General features: G+C 44.7%; 27 protein-coding genes and 1 pseudogene. 16 read left to right on the top strand and 12 right to left on the bottom strand.

Annotated features, from left to right (window positions below; all coding sequences use genetic code 11):
- From BK127_RS39245 to BK127_RS39205, 10 genes are all read left to right on the top strand, one after another.
- Window positions 1–419: S-layer homology domain-containing protein (locus BK127_RS39245; protein ID WP_144026701.1), on the top strand; the 419-nt coding region annotated here is incomplete at its 5' end.
- Window positions 420–528: 109 nt separating this feature from the next.
- The gene (locus BK127_RS39240; protein ID WP_179097774.1) at window positions 529–744 is read left to right on the top strand and encodes a hypothetical protein; all 216 of its coding nucleotides are present in this window, start codon (window positions 529–531) and stop codon (window positions 742–744) included.
- Between the two features lie 460 nt (window positions 745–1,204).
- Complete coding sequence (locus BK127_RS39235; RefSeq protein WP_076238108.1) at window positions 1,205–2,818, top strand: extracellular solute-binding protein; 1,614 nt, start codon at window positions 1,205–1,207, stop codon at window positions 2,816–2,818.
- 97 nt (window positions 2,819–2,915) lie between these two features.
- Entirely contained in the window at window positions 2,916–3,815 is a 900-nt protein-coding gene (locus BK127_RS39230) for an ABC transporter permease (RefSeq protein WP_256711647.1), read from the top strand.
- Window positions 3,816–3,833: 18 nt separating this feature from the next.
- Window positions 3,834–4,703, top strand: a complete 870-nt coding sequence (locus BK127_RS39225) for a carbohydrate ABC transporter permease (protein WP_076238107.1) — start codon at window positions 3,834–3,836, stop codon at window positions 4,701–4,703.
- Between the two features lie 80 nt (window positions 4,704–4,783).
- Window positions 4,784–6,586, top strand: a complete 1,803-nt coding sequence (locus BK127_RS39220; protein ID WP_076238106.1) for a sensor histidine kinase — start codon at window positions 4,784–4,786, stop codon at window positions 6,584–6,586.
- The gene (locus tag BK127_RS39215; protein WP_083689928.1) at window positions 6,561–7,604 is read left to right on the top strand and encodes a response regulator transcription factor; all 1,044 of its coding nucleotides are present in this window, start codon (window positions 6,561–6,563) and stop codon (window positions 7,602–7,604) included. The genes BK127_RS39220 and BK127_RS39215 overlap by 26 nt, the downstream gene beginning before the upstream one ends.
- A 27-nt stretch (window positions 7,605–7,631) precedes the next feature.
- Window positions 7,632–7,877, top strand: coding sequence for a hypothetical protein (locus tag BK127_RS43330; protein WP_144026699.1), 246 nt, complete (start codon window positions 7,632–7,634; stop codon window positions 7,875–7,877).
- Window positions 7,878–8,087: 210 nt separating this feature from the next.
- On the top strand, window positions 8,088–8,693 hold the full coding sequence (locus BK127_RS39210; protein ID WP_076238104.1) for a DUF2087 domain-containing protein: 606 nt from the start codon (window positions 8,088–8,090) through the stop codon (window positions 8,691–8,693).
- Window positions 8,690–9,331, top strand: coding sequence for a hypothetical protein (locus BK127_RS39205; RefSeq protein WP_076238103.1), 642 nt, complete (start codon window positions 8,690–8,692; stop codon window positions 9,329–9,331). The genes BK127_RS39210 and BK127_RS39205 overlap by 4 nt, the downstream gene beginning before the upstream one ends.
- Before the next feature lie 205 nt (window positions 9,332–9,536).
- Here BK127_RS39205 and BK127_RS39200 read toward each other — a convergent pair whose 3' ends face one another.
- The 6 genes and pseudogenes from BK127_RS39200 to BK127_RS39175 form a co-directional block, all read right to left on the bottom strand.
- Window positions 9,537–11,840 (bottom strand): hypothetical protein, encoded by a 2,304-nt coding sequence (locus tag BK127_RS39200; RefSeq protein ID WP_076238102.1) that lies wholly within the window; start codon window positions 11,838–11,840, stop codon window positions 9,537–9,539.
- Between the two features lie 1,313 nt (window positions 11,841–13,153).
- Complete coding sequence (locus BK127_RS39195; protein ID WP_076238101.1) at window positions 13,154–13,618, bottom strand: NUDIX domain-containing protein; 465 nt, start codon at window positions 13,616–13,618, stop codon at window positions 13,154–13,156.
- A gap of 246 nt (window positions 13,619–13,864) precedes the next feature.
- Window positions 13,865–13,975: pseudogene (locus BK127_RS45275) on the bottom strand (undecaprenyl diphosphate synthase family protein); the annotation flags it as partial.
- A 44-nt stretch (window positions 13,976–14,019) separates the two neighbouring features.
- A complete protein-coding gene (locus tag BK127_RS43320; RefSeq protein WP_144026698.1) occupies window positions 14,020–14,166 on the bottom strand; it encodes an undecaprenyl diphosphate synthase family protein in 147 nt (48 codons plus the stop codon).
- Window positions 14,167–14,527: 361 nt separating this feature from the next.
- Window positions 14,528–15,505, bottom strand: a complete 978-nt coding sequence (locus BK127_RS39180; RefSeq protein ID WP_076238099.1) for a hypothetical protein — start codon at window positions 15,503–15,505, stop codon at window positions 14,528–14,530.
- A gap of 75 nt (window positions 15,506–15,580) precedes the next feature.
- Window positions 15,581–16,192, bottom strand: coding sequence for a hypothetical protein (locus tag BK127_RS39175; protein ID WP_179097778.1), 612 nt, complete (start codon window positions 16,190–16,192; stop codon window positions 15,581–15,583).
- A gap of 293 nt (window positions 16,193–16,485) precedes the next feature.
- Here BK127_RS39175 and BK127_RS39170 point away from each other — a divergent pair, with 293 nt between their 5' ends.
- From BK127_RS39170 to BK127_RS44280, 6 genes are all read left to right on the top strand, one after another.
- The gene (locus tag BK127_RS39170; RefSeq protein WP_144026696.1) at window positions 16,486–16,740 is read left to right on the top strand and encodes a hypothetical protein; all 255 of its coding nucleotides are present in this window, start codon (window positions 16,486–16,488) and stop codon (window positions 16,738–16,740) included.
- 223 nt (window positions 16,741–16,963) lie between these two features.
- Window positions 16,964–17,155, top strand: coding sequence for a hypothetical protein (locus tag BK127_RS39165; protein ID WP_076238096.1), 192 nt, complete (start codon window positions 16,964–16,966; stop codon window positions 17,153–17,155).
- A 120-nt stretch (window positions 17,156–17,275) separates the two neighbouring features.
- Entirely contained in the window at window positions 17,276–17,512 is a 237-nt protein-coding gene (locus tag BK127_RS39160) for a hypothetical protein (protein ID WP_076238095.1), read from the top strand.
- Window positions 17,513–17,554: 42 nt separating this feature from the next.
- Complete coding sequence (lepB, locus tag BK127_RS39155; protein ID WP_076238094.1) at window positions 17,555–18,070, top strand: signal peptidase I; 516 nt, start codon at window positions 17,555–17,557, stop codon at window positions 18,068–18,070.
- Between the two features lie 32 nt (window positions 18,071–18,102).
- Window positions 18,103–18,441 (top strand): hypothetical protein, encoded by a 339-nt coding sequence (locus tag BK127_RS39150; RefSeq protein WP_076238093.1) that lies wholly within the window; start codon window positions 18,103–18,105, stop codon window positions 18,439–18,441.
- Between the two features lie 33 nt (window positions 18,442–18,474).
- The gene (locus tag BK127_RS44280; RefSeq protein WP_179097777.1) at window positions 18,475–18,642 is read left to right on the top strand and encodes a hypothetical protein; all 168 of its coding nucleotides are present in this window, start codon (window positions 18,475–18,477) and stop codon (window positions 18,640–18,642) included.
- A gap of 613 nt (window positions 18,643–19,255) precedes the next feature.
- On the opposite strand, the gene BK127_RS39140 is transcribed toward BK127_RS44280, so the two are convergent.
- From BK127_RS39140 to BK127_RS39115, 6 genes are all read right to left on the bottom strand, one after another.
- Window positions 19,256–19,537 carry a hypothetical protein gene (locus BK127_RS39140; protein ID WP_076238092.1) on the bottom strand — a complete coding sequence of 94 codons (282 nt, stop codon included), beginning with the start codon at window positions 19,535–19,537 and terminating at the stop codon, window positions 19,256–19,258.
- A gap of 183 nt (window positions 19,538–19,720) precedes the next feature.
- On the bottom strand, window positions 19,721–20,170 hold the full coding sequence (locus tag BK127_RS39135) for a GNAT family N-acetyltransferase (protein ID WP_076238091.1): 450 nt from the start codon (window positions 20,168–20,170) through the stop codon (window positions 19,721–19,723).
- Window positions 20,171–20,339: 169 nt separating this feature from the next.
- Window positions 20,340–20,546, bottom strand: coding sequence for a hypothetical protein (locus tag BK127_RS39130; protein ID WP_179097776.1), 207 nt, complete (start codon window positions 20,544–20,546; stop codon window positions 20,340–20,342).
- Between the two features lie 59 nt (window positions 20,547–20,605).
- Window positions 20,606–23,560: an OmpL47-type beta-barrel domain-containing protein gene (locus BK127_RS39125; protein ID WP_256711646.1), complete on the bottom strand. Its 2,955-nt coding sequence runs from the start codon at window positions 23,558–23,560 to the stop codon at window positions 20,606–20,608.
- A gap of 620 nt (window positions 23,561–24,180) precedes the next feature.
- Entirely contained in the window at window positions 24,181–24,471 is a 291-nt protein-coding gene (locus tag BK127_RS39120; RefSeq protein ID WP_076238089.1) for a hypothetical protein, read from the bottom strand.
- A gap of 174 nt (window positions 24,472–24,645) precedes the next feature.
- Window positions 24,646–24,951 (bottom strand): hypothetical protein, encoded by a 306-nt coding sequence (locus BK127_RS39115; protein ID WP_179097775.1) that lies wholly within the window; start codon window positions 24,949–24,951, stop codon window positions 24,646–24,648.
- Window positions 24,952–25,294: the final 343 nt, after the last annotated feature.

The raw sequence follows: 25,294 nt of genomic DNA, 5'->3' as shown, positions 1-25,294 counted from the left end.
CGAACATCACAAGAGCGGAATTCGTGACTGTTATCGTCAAAGCGTTCCAGCTTGGGGAGCATGAAGGCAAAACCTTTGCGGATACGCAAACACACTGGGCTAAGGGAGCGATTGCGACTGTTGCAGCGGCAGGCATTGTTGCCGGTTATAGCGACAACAGTTTCGGACCGGACGATTTCATTACCCGCGAGCAAATGGCGGCGATCGTCGTTCGCGCCGCCAATCTGGCTGCGACGGACAAGAGCGTCAACTTCCCGGACAGCGCCGATATATCCGACTGGGCGGGCACTGCTCTTGCAACGGCGACAGCCAAAGGCTTGATCAACGGTTATGAAGACGGCACAGTGAAACCAAAAGTGAACACTACCCGCGCCCAAGCGGTCGCGGTCATTCTCAGAGCTTTACAAGCGAAAAAGTAATGGTTCTAATGTGGGGGCTACTGCCGCTGAGCGCCAAACTGATCGGCGCAAAATCTTAAATGAAGGCATGAAAGAGGGACTTCCGCGGGCATGATTGATTGCCGGGGGATTGTCCCTTTTTTTGCTGCTGGACCGGGTTCAGATCGAGCAGGACTTGCGCGGCGGCAACCAAGTAGTTGTCCAGTTACTGCACAAGCTTCGCATTTTCAAAACGGCAATCGATCTGAAACTTCCAAATTCTTTATCTACAGTGGAGTTTGCAACTTTCAAAAGTAAAGCAGACCAGGAAATACAACAATCTTTATTGAAATTGGGTTTTCAATAAAAGGCAGTAGCCTTGGCGACCACAAAACAGAAAAACTTATAACCGTCTCTTGGCTGGCGTTTCTACTACCGCAAGGAAGACATCGTTCGCTACATTGCAGCGCAAGGCGCCAAGCTGGACAAGGTCAATCAAACCGGGTCAGGCTCATATTCACAGGCCTACACATAGGAATGGACATGGAGGCAAATTTGTACTATTTTGTTTGGCGTGGCGCGATTCTATAATAGAGATGTCCATTATTCCGAAATAACAGGATCGATATCGACCATTTCGATAATAATGGGGAGGGTTATACTTATGCTGCGTAAATGGGCTTCATCGGCAACGAAATGCAATTCATTTGTAAAAACACATGATTTTGCAGGAAAGCACATGTCTTTTTGAGGTGGGAAACACTAAGATAAACATAAATCATCGGGCCCATGATGAAAACCATACAATGATGAGAGGGGTTTAAAGATTGAAACGTATAGGATTTCACTCTGGTCATCGTCCAAAAAGAACTGTTGTCCTCCTGACGGGAATCGTCACGAGCATCATCGCTTTAACCGCTTGCGGAGGCAATCCCGCTTCCGAAACGCAGGGAGTGAATACCGTTAAGCCGGAAACGCCGCCGCCTGTCCACATTCTGCTTTCACATTCCGAAATCGCTTACACCAAGCAAGCGAAGGTAGACGATCCATATATTAAAGAACTAAGCAAGCTGTCCGGCTACAACCTGAATTACGAATTTCTCGGACACAGCGATTACGCGCAGCAGCTCTCTCTCCGTTTCGCTTCGGGAGAGCTGGCGGATATGGTCCGTACGGACAGCATTGTTTCCAGCAACCATAGTGGAGCGGTCGATCAAGGAGTTTTCACGGAGCTGGGGCCTTTGCTCGATAAATACGCACCAACGTTAAAGAAGAAAATACCCGAAGCGGCCTGGAAGAGTCCCCGGGTTTCCAAAGGCGGTAAAATATACGGAATACCGGTCATGCGCGGCGTTCCCGCCGACCGTTCTATCTTCATCCGCCAGGATTGGTTGGATAAGCTGAAGATCGACACACCGAAAACGATCGACGATTACCTGAAGTTTTTCGAAGCAGTGAAGAAGGAGGACATGAACGGGAACGGTGATCCGAACGACGAGTACGGGCTCGGCATGTTCAACAACATGATCTGGACGGACATTTTCAGTCCTGCGTTCGGCGTCAATGCCAACGTTTGGAGCGTAAAGAACGGTCAGCTCGTTCCCGATATCATCGATCCACGGATGAAAGAAGCGATTGCCTTCTATAAAACCCTGTACGACAAGGGCTACGTCAACCCGAACCTGTTCACGAAGAAAGAAGACGAACAGAACGCTTCGATCGCGAAAGGCGAAGTCGGAGTATGGGGAGCGGCCGTTTACCAATATCTAGCCGGCTACGGCAAAGACAACATCAAGAAAACGTTCCTGAACCAGCCCGACGCTTCTGTCAGTATGATCGCGCCTCCGGTAGGCCCTCGCGGCGACAAAGGGTTCGCGGTGCAATCCGACGAGATTTACTTCGTATGGGTGCTTCCCGCCAATTCAAAAAACACCGAGAACGTGTTGAAATACCTCGAATGGTGCTACACCAGCCCGGATGCAGATAAGTTTTTCGCCTATGGCATCAAGGGACAGAACTATACGGAAGAAAACGGTCAGGTCAAATACGACATCAACCAGAAGGCCAATGCCGACAAGAACGCATTCCAGATGTACCAGCTTTCACTGAATACGCGCGAAATCGGTTTTGCCGCTCCGCTGGTACTCAAAGGGCTGCCGGAATCGGACAAGATCACGAAAGGATATGAGATTTCCAAAGAGAGCATCATCCCCAATGCCGGCAAAGATTTGCCGAGGATCGAATCGATTGCAAGCCATCCAGAATTAAAAATCGGCTTCGCTGCGGGCTCGCTGTCCCTCGATATGTTCGCCAAAGTTGTCACAGGCAAAGAACCGGTCGACTCTGCGTTCGACAGCTTTGTGGCCGAATGGAAAAAACGCGGCGGAGACGCCGCCATCAAAGAAGCGACGGATTGGTACAACGGCTTCACCAAAAAATAACGGAGTCCCATTCAAATAGGATACTGGCCCCGATCGATGGAGCAGGTATCCTATCGTTCTGCTACGGAATATTCCCGCTCGAGAGGAGGAGCATGCCTTGCCTAAACGTACGCTTGAAAGAGCACATTGGGTACTGATCCTGATGGCGCTGCCCGGTCTACTCTATTTTTTTACGTTCAAATATATCCCGCTCGCAGGCAATTTAATCGCGTTTCAAAATTACAATCTGTTTCAAGGTCTTCTGCACAGCAAATGGGTCGGATTTGATCATTTTATCGAGATGTTCCGTTATGACGATTTCTTTCAGATCCTGCGGAACTCCTTGAAGCTGGGCATTTATTCGATCCTGTTCGGGTTCCCGGCTCCGCTAGTGCTTGCCTTGCTGCTAAACGAGCTGCAGTCGATGTGGCTCAAGCGTCCGGTGCAAACGCTGCTTTATTTGCCGCATTTCCTATCGTGGGTTATCGTCGGCGGTATTTTCACCAATTTCCTGGATATCGGAGGCTGGATGAATCAGTTGATCGGCAAGATTGGCATTGCACCTATCGATTTCATCGGCGATTCGAGCACGTTTCTCGGTACGGTGATCTCGATCAGCATCTGGAAGGAGGTAGGCTGGGGGACGATTATTTATTTAGCTGCCTTGGCGGGGATCAATCCGAGCCTGTATGAGGCGGCAAAAGTCGACGGAGCCGGGCGGCTGCGGCAAATGTGGTCGATTACGATTCCTTCGCTGATGCCCGCGATCATCGTCCTTCTGCTGCTGCGGATCGGTAATATGCTCGATGCGAACGTTGAACAAATGCTCATGTTTCTGAATCCGCTTGTCCGCGATGTCGGTGAGGTGTTCGATACGTATATTTACCGGGTGGGCCTTCTGGAGAGCCAGTACAGCTACACGACGGCGGTCGGTATTTTCAAATCGGTTGTCAGCTTGGTTCTTTTGGTCATGGTCAATTCGCTGAGCAAAAAAACGACAGGCGAAGGCATCTACTAGGTGAAAGGGTGATCGGATATGAATAAAGCCCGTTCCAAAGGCTGGTTTCCTTATTTGAACGGTATTTTTTTGACGGCAATCAGCTTCACCATGACGGCGCCGCTCATTCATTTGCTCGCGGTTTCGCTCAGCTTACCTGAGTATGCGAACGCGAAGCTGGTCGGCTTATGGCCTAGAGGCATGCAGTTCGACGTGTACGAATCGATTTTCCGCCTGGATACGATTTGGCGCGCTTTGACGGTAAGCGTCATCATCACGGTTGGCGGTACGCTGATTACGCTTCTGCTGTGTTCGCTCTTTGCTTATACGCTCACGAGAGCGGGCATGCCGGCGAGAAAATTGATTTTGAAGCTGATCGTCATCACATTTGTTTTCCCGGTGCCGCTTATTCCTAGCTATTTGCTGGTGAAGGAACTGGGGATGGTCAATTCGCTCTGGTCGCTAATGATTCCTGGGGCGATGAGCGCTTTTTACGTCTTGATCGTCAAGACGTTCTTTGAGGGCATTCCCGGCGAGCTGCTTGAATCCGCCAAAATCGACGGCAGCGGCGAGTTCGGCATTTATGCGAGAATCGTCATGCCGCTGTCATTGCCGGTACTGTCGACGATCGCCTTATTTCAGGCGGTTAACCAATGGAATTCGTACTTCGCGGCCACGATTTACATCCGGTCGAAGGACTTGTATCCGATGCAGGTGCTGCTCCGCAATCTCATCGTCGAGAACGGAGCGAATACGGGAATGGGCGATTTTCAGCTCAGCACGCAGTTCACTCCCGAAATGATGAAAGCGGGTATAGTGCTCGTTGCGACGGTGCCAATTTTGATCGTGTATCCGGTGCTGCAGAAGCATTTTGTCAAAGGCGCCATGCTGGGCTCGCTGAAGGAATAAGTTAACGGTTTTCCACGCTGCGATATATAAGGTAAGATTAACGGGACGGATAAAGGTGGGGACAGATAAGGGGGTTCGGCATGCGGATCAAAACGCCAACTATCAGAGGCAAGCTACTGTTCATTTTTTTTGGCTATTTTTGTGTGCCGTTTCTTGCGCTTGGTTTACTCTGGTATGACCGTTCCATGAAGACGATCGAAGAGAACGCCGTTCGCAACAGCGAGCAATTGATGCAGCAAATCAATTATAATCTCGACGCGTATTTGACCGATTTCAAGAAAGCGACACTTCCTCTTCTGAACCACTCAGTTATCCAGCAATTCGTCAAGGTAGATCCTAGCGATCAATACGCCTATTTCACAATGAGCTACCGGATCGAATCAGAAATTATCCCCGGCGCGGTGTACAACCGGAACGACATCTACGGGCTTTCCGTTATTTCGCTGAAAGGTCCTTACTTTAGCAACATCGCATTTGCGGACCGGGTGAAGCTGTACACAGCGGCTATTGACAAGAAAGGCGAAGACAACTATCGCATTCTCGGCATCATCATGACGAACGGCACGCCCGTCATCACGGTAACCCGCAAAATCATCGATAACGAAACCTATTTGACTGCCGGCTACCTGATTATCGACCTGAGCTTGAACCGGATAACGGATATCATTCAAAATGCGAAGCTTGGCGAAAGCGGTACCATTTCTATTGTCAACAGCGATGAGCGATATCTGTATCACCCGGATTCGGCCAAATGGGGCGAACGGCTGCCTGACTCGTATTTACAGGGAATCAAGGGCGTTAACAAGCCGTATTTCACATACGGTACGGGGCAGAGCAAGCATATCGTAGTTTACAACCAGTCGGCCAAAACGGGCTTGACGATCGTCTCGGAAGTACCGCTGAAGGAGCTGACCGGCGATCTGATTTATTTTCGCAATTTGACGCTTGGGCTTGTCCTGATTTTGATCGTACTCGCTTTTCTGACGATATTCAGCTTCTCGCTTTCCGTTACCCGCTCTTTGTCGCATCTGTTAAAGCTCATGAAGAAAGCCGAGCTCGGCGACCTACATGTACGCGCGCCTGCGCGGGACGATGAAATCGGCAGCTTGAACAAAGGATTCAACCGGATGCTGGAGGATATCGATCGGCTTATCGAAGTGAATCGTGTGGCGCATATGAAGGAGAAGGAGATGGCAATCCGGCAGCGGGAGTCCAAGCTTCAGGCGCTGCAGGCCAGAATTAACCCGCATTTTCTTTACAACACGTTAGGCGTCATTAACGCTTATGCAATTATCGCGAAAGTGAAGCCGATCAGCCAAATGACCGTCTGGTTGTCGGATTTGTTCCGCTACAGCATCGACAATCCCGATCAAGCCGTGCCGCTGTCAGAAGAGATCAAGCATGTATTTAACTACATGTACATTCAGAAGGAAAGGTACCAGGAGCTGCTGCTGGATGCGGATCTCGATGTGGAGCGGCTTGGCGATATCGCCACGATGCGGTTTACGGTGCAGCCGATCGTCGAGAATGCTTTCATTCACGGGTACGAGGGCCATGGCATTAAACCTTCCTACATCGGATTGCTGGCGTGGTTCGACGAAGCTGGTGTCGTGCTGCATGTCATCGACAAGGGAAGCGGCATGCTGCCGGAGCAGCTGGATGCTTATAATGATGCCTTCGCCGCAGTGACCGAGGAAGAGATGCTCCAGGGCAATGCGACGTTCGGGGGAATCGGATTGTGGAACGTGCACAGCCGCCTTCGGTTAGAATTCGGTGAGCCTTACGGTCTGAGGATTGTCGTATCAGGTACAGGGGGAACGATCGTGGAAATCAAATTGCCTTATCGGGAGGGGAAGCATGATGTTCAGCATCCTGATCGTTGAAGACGAACCGGTCGTGCGCATTGGGCTTCGCGCGCTTATCGAGTCGGAAACGAAAGATTTTCACGTCATCGGCGAAGCCGAGGACGGGGAAGAAGCGCTGGCGTTTGCCCGAAGGTACGCGCCGGATCTGATCATCACGGATATTCGCATGCCAGTCATGGACGGATTGGCCTTAATGGAAAGCTTGCGGCGGGAAGGAATCACTGCCGCCGTATTCGTCGTATCGGGCTACGGGGAGTTCGAGTACGCCCAGCAAGCCTTGAGAGCCGGTGCGGCTGATTTTCTGCTGAAGCCCGTCCATGCGGACAGTTTGACGAAAGCGCTTGATCGACTGCGGGACAAGTTGCAAATGGAGAAGACGATTATCGTGCACGACAGCAAGGAGCAGCTATGGTCGTTCAAGGCGCGGGCCGAGCAACTGGCCGACGATTTGTGGAACCTGCGCGAAGCGGCCGTCGACAACGAGCTCGAGGCGCTGCGCTTGGAATGGGACGCGGGCGGGCCGCCGGCTGCCATCGAAAGAAAGCTGGCCGGCTATATCGCGCTTATGGAAGGGGAGTTGCGCATCAAAGGAGGCCCGAGATTCTCATTCGAGAATGGCATGCCAAAGGGAGGCCACGCTCATTTCGAGTCATTCCGGGAGCTAATGCTCGGCATGAAAGAGCTGATTCGCAGTTTTCGGAACTGGGGCTACGGAAAGCTGGCGCAAGCGGCGATCGATTATCTGGACGCGCACTATGGGGATCCGGAGATGTCGCTGACGAAGGTCGCCGACCATTTTGAGATGTCGTCCGCCAACTTCAGCCATGTCTTCAAGTCGGAGCTGCGCATCCCGTTCAGCCATTATTTAACCCGGCTGCGGATGGGCAAAGCCATGCAGCAAATATCGGAGACGTCCACCAAGGTATATGAAATCGGTGAGGCAGTCGGATTTCCCGATTATGCGCATTTCTCGAAAATGTTCAAAAAGCACACCGGCTTTACTCCAACAGAGTACAGGAGAAAAATGCGGAACTAGCCGTCGACTGCGGTCGAATGGGACTGCTTGGATATCCCGACGGCGCTGCACCGAATGCTCGGAGAGAGCAAGACGAATTGGAGTAAGTTCGATTCAAGGGACTTCGTCTACTTTTACTTATCCGACGACAACGGTGCGATATGGCGGGGGGCGCACAATTTCAGTCCGCTGTCTTTTCCGCATTCGAAGAGCAGCCTGCAGGAGCCCAGTCAACGACAACGAAATGCGCAATTTTTTCTCTATGAAGATCCCCTGCAATTGTTGGTAGTGTGATGAACTAATAAGAGCTCAGGCGTGATAACGCTTGGGCTCTTGGTTTTCTAAAAAAACGGTTTCGACAGAGCCAGACTAGACGTACAATGTCTTCTGAAATAGTAGTAAGCTATTAAAGGAAGTTGACAGATTATTGCTGTTCAGATAACATCTAATTTAATGATTAATAAATTAGATGTTTGTTAAATTACAAGGGGGAGGTTGTCACTAATGCAGTTGGATAAGGTGGTAAATTATCATAAGGCTCTTGCAGACCCTACAAGAATAAAGATTTTAATACTACTTGCTGACGGAGAACTAAATGGTCAAGTTTTGGCGGAAAAGCTATATGTTACACCTGCAACAATAACTCATCATGCTTCGAAACTGAGAGAAGCTAGTCTGATTAACGAGCGAAGGGATAAAAATACGATCTATTTCTCATTAAATCATTACTTTATCAAGAATAGCGCCCTCGCTACAGAAAATCTGATTTACAGAAAGACTAATTCCAAAGGAGGTACGGACACCTTGGAAGATGAACATAAAAGAATGAAGGAATCCATCATTAAAAACTTCTTCACAACCAAAGGGGAATTAAAAAGTTTGCCAGTTCAACTTAAGAAGAAGCTTATGGTATTGGAACATCTAGTGTCAAAGTTGGAAAAGGGACGGGAGTATAACGAGAAAGAAATCAATGATTTTATTAAGAATTTCCATGAAGATTTTGCAACGATTCGAAGGGAATTTATTATGCACCAATTCATGTTTAGGGAAAACCAAATATACGTATTAAACCCACAAGAGATGTGGGCAAGGTGGGAGGTTCTGTCATGACGACTGTAGGAATCTTAGGGGTGGTTCATGATAATGAACTTAGGAAAAAGTATAATTTATCTTTGGAGTTCATAAAGGAGTTAATTTTAGAATTCAATCCAGATGTTATTTGTGGTGAGGTACTTCCTAACAGTTGGGAACAATACAAAAAAGACAACACTTATCGAGGATATTGGGGAGAACCTGCGAGTGAATATTGGGATTTAATCTTTCCTTTATGTGAAGAAAAGAAATATGAATTTGTACCAATTGATTGGGTTGAACCTGATGTTTGGATGGATTTTGACCCTTTTAATAGTTATTACGGGCAGCAAAGGCAAAAATTGAGTGTTGAGTTAGACCAGTGGTTTCAGAGACAGCTTTGCACATGGGATTCAACTGTTATTCCGTTCAATTCATTAGAATACGACACTATTACGAAACAGAAGTATGAATGGTTAGAACGAGTTAACCCACAAGCACATTTATTTAGGTGGGTATGTAGACACCTGATAATGATTCAGCGAATAAAAAATGCTATTAAGAAGCATTCAGGAACACGAATCTTATCAATTGTAGGTGCAGACCATAATCATGCATTGTATGAAGGACTAATTGTAGAGAAGGATATACAACTCGTATATCCTTTGAAAACATAATAAAACCAACGGCAGATCTTTTTTCGTTCAGCGGACGCTTGGTTACAAAAAAGTTGGTCAGGGTTTAAATAGAAGATTTTCTTCATACATATTCACAAAACTCGTATTTTGTACATATGTTAGTAAATCAACCAAATGCCTTGTTATCTTCTTCTCTTGCAGTTTTGTCTAACGACACAAATGTTCCTACATTGTATTTCCCACATCAAATTAGATTTGTTGGATTATTTTGAATTTCTTCAGTAGTTAACATGCCTGCTTTTATCCATAGCCCTCTAAATTTCTCAGCCAGAATTATTCTTGCTTTTGAATTCGCTTGATAATCAGATACAGCCAGGTTTACAGTATATTCTACAAATAAATGATACCATTGATGAAAATCTTCCTGATTTTGGGGTGAATAACCATGATCTCTTGATCGGGCACCGAATTCAAAACCATCAAAAGAACTGAAATGCCAAGTTTCTAATGCAGCCTCTAATAAAGACATACCTAGGTGAATATGATCCTCAATGTTTGACTCCACCAATTCCTCGATAATCTTAAGCCTTTGCTGGGGTGTGGCGTATGTTCCTGATAAATAAATGAAGAATAATGATTTAAGTAATTCTCTTATTGAATTGTTACTTTCCTCCAAACTTTCTGACAGTGCAAAGTGACAAAGCAACTCGACGGACCGATCAAACAAGTTTTTGTCATATGCCAGCGAGCGAAGAAGCCTTGTAAACTCAATATAATGAGCATTTTCACGAGTCAAAAAAAGTTGAGAATCATCTTGCCTTGATGCATTTTCAATTGAAATGAGTATTAATTCTGGGTTTAATGGAGCAATGTTATTCAAAAGACTAATACCAAGTTCATTTAGGTTGATAATATTCTCTAATAAACCATTTTTCGAAAGCCATCTAGTTGAAATCTCAACTGCCTCCTGACTTTCATGCAAATATCCCAATCGTCTTGAGAAAGATTTCAACATTCTCTCTGGCGCATTATTTTCAAACATTTTACATATTGTGTCCTGCGGGAAATTTTCGAGTGCCCTTTGTGCAAGCCTGTTTGCCAGTGCATGAGGCAATACAGCTCTCCAGCCCCCTCTTTGTTGTACAAGTTCCCGACGCTGTAGTTCTCTTGCACACTCATAAATTTCAGGGATACTCAATCCAATTAACGCTTCAAGAAGCCCAAGCTCTATGTTATCCCCTTCGCTAGTTTGAATACTAAAGGAGTAAACAAGAGAACAAACTTCCGCTGTCCTCAGTAAAGTGCTGTTTTGTATATTTCTTTGTTGAAATAAACGATTAAAAAGCTCATCATCTCGTAATCTAGCTAGAGTTTCACCCCGTTGCAGGGTATTGCCTAAAGCAATAGCTACACGCGCATTTCCTCCGGAAAATTCTGCAATAGTATGTGCATCGACTTCACTGATATGTTTAAATCTTATCTGAATAACTTTCTCGATCAAATCATTTGAGTTGGGTTCTAAACGAAAAACGCGGGTTTCTTCAGGTTGATCTTCACGAACATCGTATTCAACTGTTATGAGACTAACAAAGCTACCCGATGCCGAGCATACCGATGTTAAACGTCTGTGCAACTCAGGGGGACAATTATCGATAGCTAGTATCACTGGTTTTCGAAGAGAAACTAAACGTTCAGCAAAATGACGTGGGTCTGGGGTTGGACTATCACTAACATCTGAATAAAACACTTGATATTTATTCAAAGCTCCTTCACCTATACGATCATCGAACAAGGCTTGGAGCAATCTCGTTTTTCCTACACCTGAAAGTCCTACTAATCGAACTGAAGATGCTGGACTCTGGAGCATTTTTCGAAGTTCAATTATACCGTCTATTGCAGAAACTCCCTCCGAACGAACACTTTTATCATGATAAAGACGAACTTGTCCATCCAGGAGATATACTTCTGCGATTCCTCCTGGAGAGTTTGCCCAATTTCCATATGCTCGCCATCCTTGAACTGGTCGTCCCAGCTTTTCCCTTACCCAAAGAGTAAGGGATGGATGACTTCGGACCCATCCCGCAATTCGTTCACGATCATAGAAATCGATCTTGAAATCTGAAATATCAAAACAATCATTCAATGCGTCCCTCATCGCATTTCTTCGATCTGCCAGAGCCGAGTCGGCACAGGATCCCTGACTACTTATAATGATATAGGATCCACTAGATTCAACCAATTCTTTAATAGCCGGTCTGAGTTCACCTTTCGGCCGCATTTCGTTGATGATAGCCGCTCTCGGCATATCTGATCTTTTTACTTGGAACCCTGTTTTAGGTCTAGGAATAAAGCTGTCTTTAGGTAAAGAAGTGGTAAGTTCAACACGAACGTCAATCCCCCCATCTTGGGCGTTTTGATCTCCTCCCCATGTAACACCTGCAGATGACAGACCAATGGCATGAAGGTCTGCTTCGCAAAGAAGACCAATAAGAGCTCTTAAGTCACTATCATTCAGTTCTTGAATATCGCTTCCGGCTATTTCAATCATGAGTATCAACCTTTCTTACAAAAACGTGCTAATAATCTTTTACATCATCACTTCAATTTCTTTAGACTTATACTAGTTCAGATATGGAGATTTGTTTAATTCCGACTCAATTTACATCATTCAATTTATCCTTACATGATCCTTGACTGACCAGTGAGTATTTCTCAATATATATCTTTAGTACTAAACCATAATAGAAAATCAAAGACCCACTCCAAGGGGAGCGGATCTTCAGCTTCATCCATGTTACAGACTATCTATTGGAAACCCAATCAAACTTTTTCTAATATAATGCACTTTAACCAAAGCTAATAATCATACTATAACCTTCCATGGTTTTACATGTTCTTTATCGTGATCTAGCCATTCATTAGCGTGGTTATCATCTAAACTTATATAAATAAGATCTAATCTTAACTCGATTAGATTCAGCAGTAAGTTAGCAGCATCTCGTTTGTGTCCTAATAATATTAATAATTTAATAGAACTCATGCATTCTAACATTCTATTTATCATCACTATGCTAATAAATAGAGATGGTTTAGATTTATTGTTTCTTTGGGATTCTAATGTTACCTCTGAGAGAATTTTATTTCCTAATTCCTGAAAATTCTCAAGTAGTTCTATATATTTATTCAGTTTTAGGTCTATAAAGTCTTCAGGGCTCGAAATCTCCAGGGTCCATCATCCTTTTACTTATTCTGTTTGTCATATTAATGTTCTTGTATTTACGAACCCGAGAACCTCATGGCAGCTTGCTGCCGGCCGTGACACGGTTAGGTTCGTAGAGCTATTTGCTTATTTCATTTCCCTGAAATACCACGGGTAAACCCAGGGGCGTATGCCCCGCAACTTCTACCGACCCTCACGCTAACCAGCCCATTATCCGATTTTTTCAGCTATCGTTTCCAACTGTTGAATGACATTTGATCGTATGTAAATATTTTTTCTTACCTCCCTGTATGGAACACTTTGCTTGCTTTTTAATTTTTTTAAAGCTCACGTTTTCTTAGCTTGTGACTAAGAGAGGAGCATGATAAAAAGCGGGACAAGCTACCCTTTTTGGACCCTCAACGATTCGTTTGCTTAGTGCAGGTTGCGATAATAGACAACCTTCTTCTCCACTATCATCTTCACATTTCCTCGAATATACACCTATGCTTGTGTCCTGGTGCCGCGAGACAAACATTGTTTAGCCTTTGACTTGTTTAGGGTGTCATCTCTTTTGTTTCGATGTTATCGAGTGAGGCCTTGACCTCTATTCGCAATGGGAACACGGTTTTATAAGATGTCCCCGCCTCTCCGAACTGTTCTCAAAATTCATATTTAATTCTTTCGTCTTTATAATTCACTCTATATTTCTTAAACTCTTTCTTGCTTTTAATTTCATTCCACTGGTCATACATCTTGTAATAAATTGTTCCGTAGTTCAGGTTTTCCGGTAATGTTTTACTTAATTTTATTTCTGCGATCTCATAGTTAGGCAGTTCTCCAAGTTCTTTAACTTCAGCATAGAAATTCATGCCGTAACTACCATTCATTTGATATATTCCATACGGAATAAGTTCAAAATGAATTGCTCCCGTTTCTTCGAACAGCTCACGACTAGCTGCTTTAAGAAGTAGTTCACCTTCTTCTCTCTTCCCGCCAGGCAACTCCCATAAAGTTCTTTCTTTATTTCTTATAATGATCAGTTCTTCTTTGAATTCTGCAAGCAAAACTACATATTTTATTTTCTCGTGATTAATTTCAGAAAGTTCAAAACTGTTAATTTCCATATTATTTCCTTCCGTCTTTATTAGTAAGGATTAAAAATTATCTGTTTTGCGGGGATTTCTTATAACGTTTCCGTATTCCTGACGTCCCACCACCTTAAGCCCTTTAGGGCCGCCGCGATGCGGTTAGTCGGTGCAGGTGTGTCTGCTGATTATGCTTCCTCGAAATTCTTCTTGCAGACCGAAGCTCCGTAGGAGCCGCAGTGGGAACATGGTGTTATAAGATGTTGGCGCCTTCTCTGAAAATACCTACAAAATCTTTCTGCTCTGATAATTTAATAAAGCCTGCTTAAGAACCTCCATATTAAAATCCGGCCATAAAGTATCAACAAACATTAATTCTGATTTAGAGGACTGCCAAAGCTAAAAGTTGCTTAGCCGCTGTTCTCCACTTGTTCTAATAATTAAATCTGGCGTGGACGGTATATAGACTCAAAAATAGTTTCGTTCAGATCATTAACGTCTTTTCCTTCTTGGATGTATTTTTTAATTGCTTGAATAATATCCGCTTTGCCACCATAGTTCATTGCAGGATTAATTATTTTGAACATCTTGATATACCCCCTATTATTGCGGCAATTTCTTATAACGTTTGTGTATCTACGAACCCTCACTGCCTTAAAGGAGCGTAGCGACTGGCCGCGATGCGGCTAGGCAGTGCAGGGTTGTCTTCTGAATACGCTTCCCTGAAACTCCTCTGAAGACCAAGGCCGACTGGCCGCCGCGTAGATACGCGACAAATCTCTAATGACTATAGGCAGGGGCTTCTCAAATCAACAAAACGCGTAACCTCGTCTTTCCTTGAAAGTCCGTCCAAGCCTCATATTTTTATTGGTTACGATACTCATCCCGCCATTCCTCACAACCATCTATAGTTCAATTTCCAGATTAGCTCGAGAGGTAATTGGTGTATTACATTTGTGGTGAAAGCAACTCAATAGACCTCTGATTTTTCATGGATATCGCAAGGAGATCGCAAATTTGTTGTTTTTCTTTGAATGACGCATTAAACATGTACATGTGATTAATAACTATGCCACGTAGAAGGCTGTATGCCATTAAATTACTTTCAAGTTCCGTTTTTAATCGTTTTAACTCGTTAAAAGGCAAGGTCCTTGACTGGTCTAATCTAATGGATATTTCTATCAACTTTACAGCCGTTGTGGGATGGCTAGCAGATATTTTTTTAAAAGTTTCATATAATGTTACCGATCCCACAGAATCTGATACTCGCTTTATCGATTGCAAGGATATACCACAACTAATGCTAAATAACAACCTTCTTACTTGCTTCTCGAATTCGGCTTTATCCATTTCTTTGCTCAGCCTTTGTGCCATGATAGACTGTAAATGCGAGGAAAAGGCCTCAATATCTGAACTGAGTATCGATAAAAAAGAATTTAATGACCGTAAGCCCAGCATATAGGCTTCCTCACATAAAATATATTTTTCATCTGCCTTTATGGAACCGTAATAACTTTTCAAAATCTGCCCAATAATTTCGACCATCTTGAATCCCAAATTCAGTTTATCTGCAAAGTCCATTTCAAAATCTTCACCTTCAGCTACTTCACCTTCAGCTTCTGGAATCGGGTTTGTCGACGAAGCAGTGGCAACCTCTTTTTTGCTCCGATCGATTTCGTCCTTCATTTTCAGCCGTTCTTCACGATGCTTTTTGACTTCTATATTCTGATACACCATTTTTGGCACTTCTCCAACTAAACTGTTAAAAGCAGTTACTTCCTCATTATCTAAAGTGGCGGGTATGGTATCTGCAAATATTTGTTGGGCATATCCAAATAATTCATTGAGGATAAACGGATCTTTTGACAAATGAGTTAAAAACATGATGACATTTGCAAACTCTTCATTATGTATTTTACTGCACATCAAAGATATTTTTTCTCGGATGGCAACCTCCGTAATTGAATTCGATAGGTATTTGGCTACAAAATAGTAATAAAGTTACTTCTTCTTATTAAGATACTTCTCAATGGGCTCTATATAGCCAAAGTTATAAGTTGAAACATGAATATAATTGACCTTATAAGTTTTCTTGTCAATAATAAAAGAGAGGTTATATGCATGATCTGTATCGACAATTTCATAACGAGAAAATCGTGGTACAAGCTTCCCGTCAACTTCCTCGTATAAATAATTAAGGGATAATCCATAATTATTAAAATCGCCTCCTGCAGTTCCATATATGCTCAAGATATCAAAGTAAGTGCTTTCCTCAAGCTTGACCCCTCTGTTTGTCTGGAAAGGTAAATGAATCGAATCGCTTATGTACCAACTATCCATAAGTCCGTTTGCGTCATAATGAATGAATAGTCGCCCATAGGTATCGTATTTAGAATAGTTTTGCTCTGTAGAAATGCCTATTTGCTCTTCAATAGATTCCCTTGAACTTCCCATTTTGAAACTAATGTTTCTTATTGGATCATTCAAATTGAAGTCTTCCAGGGTGAGCTGAGTAAATACAAAGTCCGGCATTTCATCGCTTTGAGAAGGTGGTAGATTACTTAGCAAGCTTCGATCGGAGGGAGATTCAGGTCTTTGTTGTAATTGGTTCATTCCTTTTAATTGTAGTTTTCTAAACCATTGAACTGCCTCCGCCCTCGTCACCTGTTCAGCACCCATGAAGCCCTCAATAGTTTGGGAGGATTTTCCGGAAGCATAGGAGTGGCCAAGCAGATAAACAACAGCGTCATCACCTTCTTATTACCTTTCTTTAACGTATTAGTAACTAACCGCACAAAATACAAGTCCATACAGGGACTTGTATGATACAATCTTGATAATTGTAATAATTTGTGGAATTATTTGACGTTACTTCTATTATCTAATAAGGGACTGATCCATTGATTATGAATAAAACACAACAGCAAATCATTTTTGTGCTCGAAAAACTAACCCCTCGCTTTAAAGAAAGGTCAATTCCGATAGGTTGGATTCTCTCTGATATAAAAAAGAGTCAATTTGGCATTGAGCAAGAGTTAGATATACTTGAGAAACAAGGATTTGTTGAGTTTCAAAAGGTAAATAACAGCATAATCGGTATATACCTGAAACGAGAAGGCAGTGAGGCATACTTAGCATACGCTCAAAATCAAAACAAATAGTCAGTCTCAGCGCAAATATCGGAACTGAAAGACTTAGTTGATGCACTTCAGAGCGCTGTTCGGTCGATTGAAGAGGGCAAAATAGACGACAAGAGTAGTGCAATAGAGAAATTAAGCAAACACCTGGCTTCAGCTAATAATGCTGCATCACTAGTTAGAAATGTGATAGAAATAGTGGCAAAATTACCACACCCATAACAGCGAAAAACGGAGGCTCACGCACATGATCGAACGCTACTCGCTACTAAACGAAGCCAATCGTACCATCGTCATCTTCGAAAAGAACGGCCGCTATTACGGTCACATTTTAAAAGACCGCACCGCTAAAAGCCCGGCCATAATCGTATTCGAAACGGAAAAATACGATAGTCTTGACGAGATAAAGGCCGCCTATCCTGCGAAGGAAACGCTGTAAATTAGTTATTGCGCGTCCCTCCACAATATAGTAATATATGGATATATCCGGAAGCACCGGTATGACGAAGAATCCGCGGAGAAGAACTCTGCGGATTTTTGCGTTAAAGGAGAACACGCGATGAAATGTACGTTCCATAACGATACCGCCGCGTTGTACGCATGCGCTCAATGTCGGGACAATCTATGCGCGGAATGTAAGCCGGGTCACCGTTTCCGTTGTGGCTGCGAATTAACACGGATTTTCCCGACGGAGTCCAGCGTACCGGAAAAACAACGGAAAGTGGAACGCGTGCTTATTCGTATTGCGATAGGGATCGGCATCGCACATTTGATAGTCTACATAATGGTTAAGTGACTGGCCGTGTTTAATCTACATTAGCAGAAGGGAATTCGTGAAATGGTAACTCAACTTATTATCTCTATTGTAATTATTGTCTCTTCGTTTATCTCCGGTTCAGCCGACCATGTTTTTGTAAAGCCGTATATTGCGGAAGGCCCATCCATGACGCCTGCTGTTCAAGCGCAGGACAAATTATCCGTAAACACGCAGTATTATTTAAAACACGATATCAAGCACAGCGACATCATCGTATTTAACGCTGCCCAAGATAAGAAGTATATTAAACGCGTTATAGCGCTCCCTGGCGAAACAATCCGCGTGGAAGGCGACAGTGTTTACGTGAACGGTCAGGTACTGGATGAGCCGTATTTAAAGGCCGCCGTAGACACAGCATCAGCCAAAGGAAAACCGTACAATACTCGTAATTTTCCGGAGAAAACGGTTCCCGACGGTACAGTCTTCGTTATGGGGGATAACCGCTCAAACAGCGCTGACAGCCGCGATATAGGATTCATAAAAAACGATCAAATCATAGGTAAGGTCACGGGAATAAACGGAATAGCGGTTGAATAACGCATGCGGGCTAGTATTAGGAGGTATCGATAATGCGCGCTAATCACGGGTTCTGGGCGAGCGGAGTCCGTATCAAAACGAAATGTTCGGCGCATACGGAAGTCAACGCAGTAACAACATGCGTCCAATGCGGAGAAGGACTGTGCATGAATTGTCATAACGATAATAATCCCGGATACTGCTACCGTTGTAGCGGACGCCCGGCTGTTATGAAGCGCGTGGAAGAACCAAGTGCGCAAGTAACGCGGGAGAAACGTATTAAGCGGGTAGTCATAATCATATTTCTAGTATTTCTAACGATCGCCGGCGTGATTGTAGGCGGAGTTATAGGGCTCGTATGGATGCTCAGAAAAAACCTCGGAATGATCTAGATAACGAAGTCCACAAACAAAGGAGAATCCGCCATGCCTAACGATCATTACGTCTCCCCGCTATCTTTGGCCAGCCTATTCTATGTCCGACGTCGCGATATGGGTATGAGCCGCAACCATCGTTATCAACGTAAATTATTCATCAACTGGGGGGATTTTCATGAAGCTTTTTACAAAGGAAACAAAGAAAATCATAGTTGACGGATGCGCGTTCCATTGTTTAATTGACCAAACACCAAACATGAGTTTGTTACTTTTAAAATCTACCCATCAAGAACCAAAACATCTCATGTTCTGATTTCATTTACCTGGGCAGCAGCTTGGCATATTAACCTTCATAAGCAAAATGTTTGCGCTAAATTAGTAAAGTACACCATAGAAAAAGGATGGGACCCCACAAAGGAAAAGAAAGTAATGATAGTAGAACAAGGAGATTTTCTTATTAAAGAATTAGATTTAGACGTATAAAACTTACATCTCTTTGCGTTAAACAACGAAGTCCACGAACGCCGGCGACCGTAATAAGCTTGCGCGCGTCCAATTCCGTATCTTAACCTTCGCTCTCAACCGCCGCGGTTCTAAATAAACGTAATCGCGCTCCTCATGCGTCCGTAACCGGTCCCTGACGCCGTAAAACGCCAGCTTATGTCGCGGACTGAACCCGATTTCAACGATTCCCAGCGGCCTCCCCCGTTCATCTACCGCTAAGAGTCCGAAATCACCCATCCGATAGCCGCCGATAAAGACGTCAACGTACGTCCAGTTAATGATGTCTGCGATTGAAGTTGCAAGTACCGCGCCTTTCCTTGCCACCTCAACCGGCCAATTGCGATACGTAGAATACACGCGCGGAGAGGGGCGTGATTTGTTGGGTTGTTATCTCCAACCGACGACTTATCTGCCCGTTCCGAATACGCTCCACGATGGACTCCAAACGAGCGTTCCCTCTCGTAAAATCACCGATCAAATCCAAGTTTAAGGCGATATCCGTCCATGTCTCTACTACATAGTCGTCCTCCACCCACTTTCCCAACACCTCACGGCTCCAAGAGCGAATTTCCTCCACAAGAATTGGTACAGTTTCAACGACTTCCACAGGAACACCCCCCAGCTTTCCTCCTATTAATGCAGCAAAGACTACCGATATCAGTCGGCAGTCAATAGCTGTTATAAATGAACAGTTTGTATTATCCTGCCACTTCAACGAACAACGGCAGCCGAACACATGGCCGGCTGCCGTCTATTCGTTGTGTCAGTAAAACTATCGTCTCCCGTTCGTTTAGTCCTTAAATTTCTTTATGAAATTTTTTTGGTCCTTTGTAAACATATAACCTCGTCGTTCATAGAACCTGTGAGCATGTATTCGACTTGGATGGGATAACAGTTTCATTCCAGAAAAACCATTGTCCTTTCCCCACTGTTCAAGACGCTCAATCAACATGCTTCCTATTCCCTGATTTCTATAACTTTCTTTCACAACAAATCCCAGGACGTTTACTAAAGAGTCGGAAAAAAGTAATTCATACCGGCTTCCATGAATATATCCTATTACCTCTTTGGTTTGTTCGTATACAAAGACGATATCTTTAGTTTCTTTTGTAATGATTTCAATCTTCTCTTTTACTTTCTCTTCGGAAAATACATACAGACGCGAGTTAAAGTCTTGATTTAACAAATAAATATCATGATAATCAGATACCCTAATTTCCCTGACATTATTTTCTTTCATATTTGGACGCCTCAATTCGTTAGATCATTACAAGCACCTGAAATAAAAGTTACAGGACTTTGCAACTTTTAGCAAGGGACTATGCTTGCACTTGTTCATAGATTTCTGCTTCGTGGCTTACTAAAAGTAAGCCACGAAGTCGGGTGACTTTCCCTTGCTCATAATCTGCTCAAGAAAGCAGCAGTAGACACCAAAAAAAGGAGCTTAGCAGGTACAAACCGCTTAGCTCCTTTTTCATCCACATATTTGCCTCTTCAACCAATGGATCTGTCCCGATCATATTGATGATATCGCCGGGTCTGAACAACGTTTCATAGCTCAATGGAAATGTTTTCTTGGTGCCGTCGTTGTAAGTGACCCCTGCGAATGCCGTCATACATAATCTCGTTTTTTGCTCCATCCCATGACTTCATTACCTGTTTCATATGTTGTTGCCTATCCCTGCGCAAGCAGAAAACTGATTTGCTGAGTAAGCGCAGCTGCCGCCTCTGCAGACAGATTAGCGTTATCCTGTTTTTTATTCACGGCTAAGAGCAGATCGTTCATATGCTTAAATGCCTGTTCTTTATGACCTTTGGAAAGCTGGGACTCGGCTTGCTCCAGCTTCGCAAGCAGGGATTGCCCGATCCCGCTATTTTTGATTTGCCCGTCACGGACAAACTGTCCGATTAACGTGCGGATCGTTTCGAAGCTTGTGCCGATCTTGAAGTTGAAGCTTTGCTCGGCTTTATTACCGGCTTGGTCGGTTACGTTGTAGCTCACTGTATGCAAACCAAGAGCGAATCGAGATGTCGGAACGGTTTCGGTCAAACCAATTTCCTTTCCGTCCAGATAAAGCTTACTTTGAGCTACACCTGATAAAGCATCCTCAGCCTTAAGTGCAAAGCTCAGCGTGACACCCGACATTACGTCATGGACCGGTTGCCCTGATTCCGTTAGTGTAACAATGGGTGCCGTTCTATCGATTGAAAGTGGCACCGATTGCTCAGACTCCGTATTGCCTGAAGCATCAATGGAATAGAACTTCAGCATATTTGTGCCTTCTGCATCAATGATAACCGGTGCTGTATATGCCACCCACCCTCTGTTGTTAAGATTCAACTGTGTAACGAAAACTCCTGTTCCAGCGTCATAAGCTGACAAAGTGACAGTAACAGCCTTCGAATACCAACCATCCGTATTTACTGTGTCAGATAACTGATAGGTAGTTACCGGTGCTATAGTATCGGCTGAGAAATCACTTATACCTCTTGGCTTCAGTTGATAAGTACTTTGAAAAATCGAAGAAACGCCACCAACTGTTACAGCTTGTCCCTCGTGGTAAGGGAATGTGCTTTGGTTAAGTCCCGTACGTCCATCTACACGTACATGGGTCGAGTTTGCGCCGGAAACGACATCAAATTCAAAAGTTCCAACCGGAGCAGTACTGACCACATTTTGAATTTTAACATTTTGTAATTCGACCAATTGGCCTTGATTCGCTTCCGATAGGGAGGTAACGACTTGTTTAGCCGGCTGAGCCGCGGTTCCTGTCTTTTTAATATTAATCGGGCTTGTCAATTCCAGTTCACTGTTAAATAAAGCCGTCGGTGCGGAAATTGAGATAAGATCGCCTTGATGAAACCCTGTTTGGCTTTGAAAAACATAGATGCCTCCACTTGCATCCTGCAGGTAAAATGCTTGCCCGCCGAAAGAGCCGGGCTCTGTGGTGATAACTCCTTCTACGGTAACTGTGGTACCTATTGCTTTCGACCGTGCGTCAGCTATGGTGATTTGAGCTGGTATTACCGGACCGTCCGGCGGAAGCAGTTCGGGCGGAACATTGGCTAGCGTGACGGATTCCGTTTTCAGGTTGCTGCTGCCTTGTCTAAAGCGAAGATTAGCTGCTCCGCTCGTACCCGACTTAATACGAACAGTAAGATCTTTATAGGCATGGCCTGTATTATTAGCAGTTAAAGAAAAAGAGCTGCTGTATCCATAGCTCGTCGGCCAAGTGCCATCCGTATTCTGCACCATTGCCACCTGTGTGCCTCCGGTTAAATAAATACCCAGAGAAAACCCCGAAAGTGTTGTACCTGGAGCCAGGTTATCAGCTGTAACTCTCAGTTGAAAGTCCTGTGCATTCGGCAATTGGGCTTGTTTAACAAAGCCGTAAGCCGGATTCGCAACCGCAGCAGGGCCGCCATAGGAACCTGGCTTGAACGTAGATGCATCCCACCATTTATATCCAGCAGCAGGTGCAGCCCACGGCTCTGCCTGCGGTTCCGTGGAATCAGCTGGAGACTCAGATGCAGATAGCGTCGTCGGCTGGTCGAGTTGCAGCCCCGTTACCTGCGATAAGGACGTATAACTTTCCTTTTTGGCAAGCCAATTCACTGTATTCACGAGTAGTGTTGCATCGTTCTGCTCCTTAAAGCCATCATACGTGGTTTTGGATTGCCCCGTTTCTTCCCGAACATATTTGGGCGTTGCATCCTCAACCGGGGATGAATCACCGATGAACGCCGCTTTCCCCGCTCCAGATTTGGCCACCGCAACATACGGCCCTTCAGCTATGCCTCCACCGTTATAGACTCCTTGATCCACAGCATTAGGCCAAGCTTGGTTCGTCTGGGGCAAATATACAATGCCTTTGGCCTTTGTCGGATCAAGAATTGCGAGGGTCGAGCCAGCATGCATAGCCACCGTTGATACACCACTAGTAATTCCGAATGCCTGCTCTGGTGTTACAATCTGATCGGTTATAATATCACTTAAGGCATTATAACGGAAGCGTACGCCGAAGTTCGTTGCCAACCAATCCGAGCTGGCAATATCCTGCATCGCCGACGAACTACGCTCTTCACTACTCATGCCTTTCGCTGGATCTGCCCAAGCACCACGACGGTAACCATTAAACACCTCGGAAGCGTCCCATCGGTTTTTGTTACGGTCCGCATTGTAATGGTCGGCGATGAAGAAAATGCTTCCCCCGTTATTCACATATTGCAGCAAGGCAGCTTGTTCGCTTTGTTTATAAGGAATATTAGCTTCTCCAATAACAAAAACATGATAATCCTTTAGATCGTCAAATGTAATAGGAGTCGATTTACGGAGTTCTTTTACATCGTAGCCACTGCTTGCAAGTCCATTTGCGAAATCGGAGAATCCGCCATCAATAACCCAATCCGCCGCACCAGCCGTTTGGCCGTGCGTGTTATCGAACAATACCTTTTTGCCCGCATTCTCGTTAACCACTTTAGCTGTAATAAAAGGTGCCGGGTCACTTGGTCCTTCAGCAAATACTGTGGTAAATCCTACAGTAAGCCCCACCGGTAAAGGCAGGACCAGTGAAAGTGCGAGTACCGTCTTGGCCAATATCGACTTCATTGTTGCCGTTTTCTTCATCATTAATTCCCTCCTGTTATTCTTCATTTTGTTAATTGCGTGCATACATCTACACATCATAGCATTCGTACAACTACCAAATTATTGTACCATTGGAAAATGATAAGATTGATAAACTTTTTGTAAAAGCTGCACCTAAATCTCAGAAAAGGCTGCCGGGATTAAGCTTAAAGATCACAGTCTCAGTGACATCGGTCACGTATTATTTATTATGTTGACTCGTCGGGAATGTAATAAAATGCTCCTTCTATTAAGTATCACCTTGCTATCATTCTAGCCTTTTAGCATTGTGATTTTTTTCACCACTATCTGTAAAAGGATCTTCCAGCTGGCCTCTAACCGAATAATACCGAACACCTATTTTAGCTAAATGATTCTGTACAATCGACTGCAGTAAACTGGGTCACAGTGTTTGGATCGCGGCTAAGAGGGGGTTACAAAAAAATAAAGCTCACAACAGGTTAAACTGGTAATACCCTTTTCTCCCGTTCCTGGGCTCCGAATCGAGTAACCGCAATACGATAATCATAGCGACCATCGTGCCGGAGAAGGTATCCCCACCACGGTGGTATAAACAACCTTACCCTGCAAGTTTCCTTGAACACATTCTCGGTACCTTTAAATTACACAACCCACATCTCGCCCAACGTAATGAGAGGATAGCGAATTCCTTTGCCACGTAAAACATTCAGTGCATCAAATGCATCGTCCGTGCAGCGAATCTCGACATCCGCGTAAAGACGGCACTCGATTTCATTTAGTGTGAAGTAATCCACGCCACGTAATATTTCTTCATCTAGCTGGACGGCGGAGCCGGATTCAGAAAGATCGGCACTTTGTCTTTGAGCATCTGATCGGCTTTGTATACAGTCTCCATCGGCATGACAGCCGATGCGGAAGCAGCTCCTGCTCATCGCAGAGGATACTCCGGAGTCACGTAATAGTTAACTCCACCGTCAAGGTTGATGCTGTTATTCCCGTTCATCACGGTGATGGCGTTGAGTTTTCTTTCACCATATTGCTTGGCTACATGTGGATCAGGACGAATTCATTTCCCTGGTCGAAATACGCTTTCCATAACACCGTTTTTAATCCTTGCGTGTCAGCGCATCGTAAGGCTTCAGCGCGCTGACATTTACGGTATAATAGAGCAGCTTCCTTCTACCCTCGTGGTGCCATTCGCCTATATCATGGTGTCGGTACAGATCCTGCATAACCGGCAGAACGTTGGTCTTCACATCCGCGAACAGCTTTTTCGATTCAGGTCTGACATGCTGCTTGTAGACCATTTCAATTTCTCCCTGCGCCGTGGAGAGTTGGTCAAAGCGAGTGATGCATGACAAAACAAGCCCTGCCAGCTCGGAATCCCTCAATACCGTTCGGAAAAGCGCCACGGGTCGTGATTTTTCGAGATTTCGAAGGCCGTGAAATCCGGGTGGTGACCGATTTGATGCAAGTGACAGCGGAGAAAATCGCGCAGATGTACAAAGCTCGCAGCTGCGCGAGATCCGCGCGGCCCGTTCCGTGGAGATTACCCGTACCCGTAAGATGGCCAGCTACTCACGTAATCGTTTGTAGGTAGTTACTTTCGTAAGCTACAGAAACAACCAACAAAACTCAACGCTCGCGCAAACACAACCTCCCACAAAACCTCCTAATGTGGATTGTCAACATAAAACTGGACAATATTTATGAGGGGATTTTTCTAGCTTCAATGGGAGTGAGATACCCCAAAGT

It is taken from the genome of Paenibacillus sp. FSL H7-0331, from assembly GCF_001956045.1.
This window is presented reverse-complemented; position numbering and strand designations above follow the sequence as displayed.

Coding starts and splice junctions, on each gene's coding strand:
- BK127_RS39225 (WP_076238107.1), top strand. CDS start 3,834: ATGAATAAAGCCCGTTCCAAAGGCTGGTTTCCTTATTTGAACGGTATT.
- BK127_RS39220 (WP_076238106.1), top strand. CDS start 4,784: ATGCGGATCAAAACGCCAACTATCAGAGGCAAGCTACTGTTCATTTTT.
- BK127_RS39215 (WP_083689928.1), top strand. CDS start 6,561: ATGATGTTCAGCATCCTGATCGTTGAAGACGAACCGGTCGTGCGCATT.
- BK127_RS39210 (WP_076238104.1), top strand. CDS start 8,088: ATGCAGTTGGATAAGGTGGTAAATTATCATAAGGCTCTTGCAGACCCT.
- BK127_RS39205 (WP_076238103.1), top strand. CDS start 8,690: ATGACGACTGTAGGAATCTTAGGGGTGGTTCATGATAATGAACTTAGG.
- BK127_RS39200 (WP_076238102.1), bottom strand. CDS start 11,840: ATGATTGAAATAGCCGGAAGCGATATTCAAGAACTGAATGATAGTGAC.
- BK127_RS39195 (WP_076238101.1), bottom strand. CDS start 13,618: ATGGAAATTAACAGTTTTGAACTTTCTGAAATTAATCACGAGAAAATA.
- BK127_RS43320 (WP_144026698.1), bottom strand. CDS start 14,166: ATGTTCAAAATAATTAATCCTGCAATGAACTATGGTGGCAAAGCGGAT.
- BK127_RS39180 (WP_076238099.1), bottom strand. CDS start 15,505: ATGTGCAGTAAAATACATAATGAAGAGTTTGCAAATGTCATCATGTTT.
- BK127_RS39175 (WP_179097778.1), bottom strand. CDS start 16,192: ATGAACCAATTACAACAAAGACCTGAATCTCCCTCCGATCGAAGCTTG.
- BK127_RS39170 (WP_144026696.1), top strand. CDS start 16,486: ATGAATAAAACACAACAGCAAATCATTTTTGTGCTCGAAAAACTAACC.
- BK127_RS39165 (WP_076238096.1), top strand. CDS start 16,964: ATGATCGAACGCTACTCGCTACTAAACGAAGCCAATCGTACCATCGTC.
- BK127_RS39160 (WP_076238095.1), top strand. CDS start 17,276: ATGAAATGTACGTTCCATAACGATACCGCCGCGTTGTACGCATGCGCT.
- lepB (WP_076238094.1), top strand. CDS start 17,555: ATGGTAACTCAACTTATTATCTCTATTGTAATTATTGTCTCTTCGTTT.
- BK127_RS39150 (WP_076238093.1), top strand. CDS start 18,103: ATGCGCGCTAATCACGGGTTCTGGGCGAGCGGAGTCCGTATCAAAACG.
- BK127_RS44280 (WP_179097777.1), top strand. CDS start 18,475: ATGCCTAACGATCATTACGTCTCCCCGCTATCTTTGGCCAGCCTATTC.
- BK127_RS39135 (WP_076238091.1), bottom strand. CDS start 20,170: ATGAAAGAAAATAATGTCAGGGAAATTAGGGTATCTGATTATCATGAT.
- BK127_RS39130 (WP_179097776.1), bottom strand. CDS start 20,546: ATGACGGCATTCGCAGGGGTCACTTACAACGACGGCACCAAGAAAACA.
- BK127_RS39125 (WP_256711646.1), bottom strand. CDS start 23,560: ATGATGAAGAAAACGGCAACAATGAAGTCGATATTGGCCAAGACGGTA.
- BK127_RS39120 (WP_076238089.1), bottom strand. CDS start 24,471: ATGAGCAGGAGCTGCTTCCGCATCGGCTGTCATGCCGATGGAGACTGT.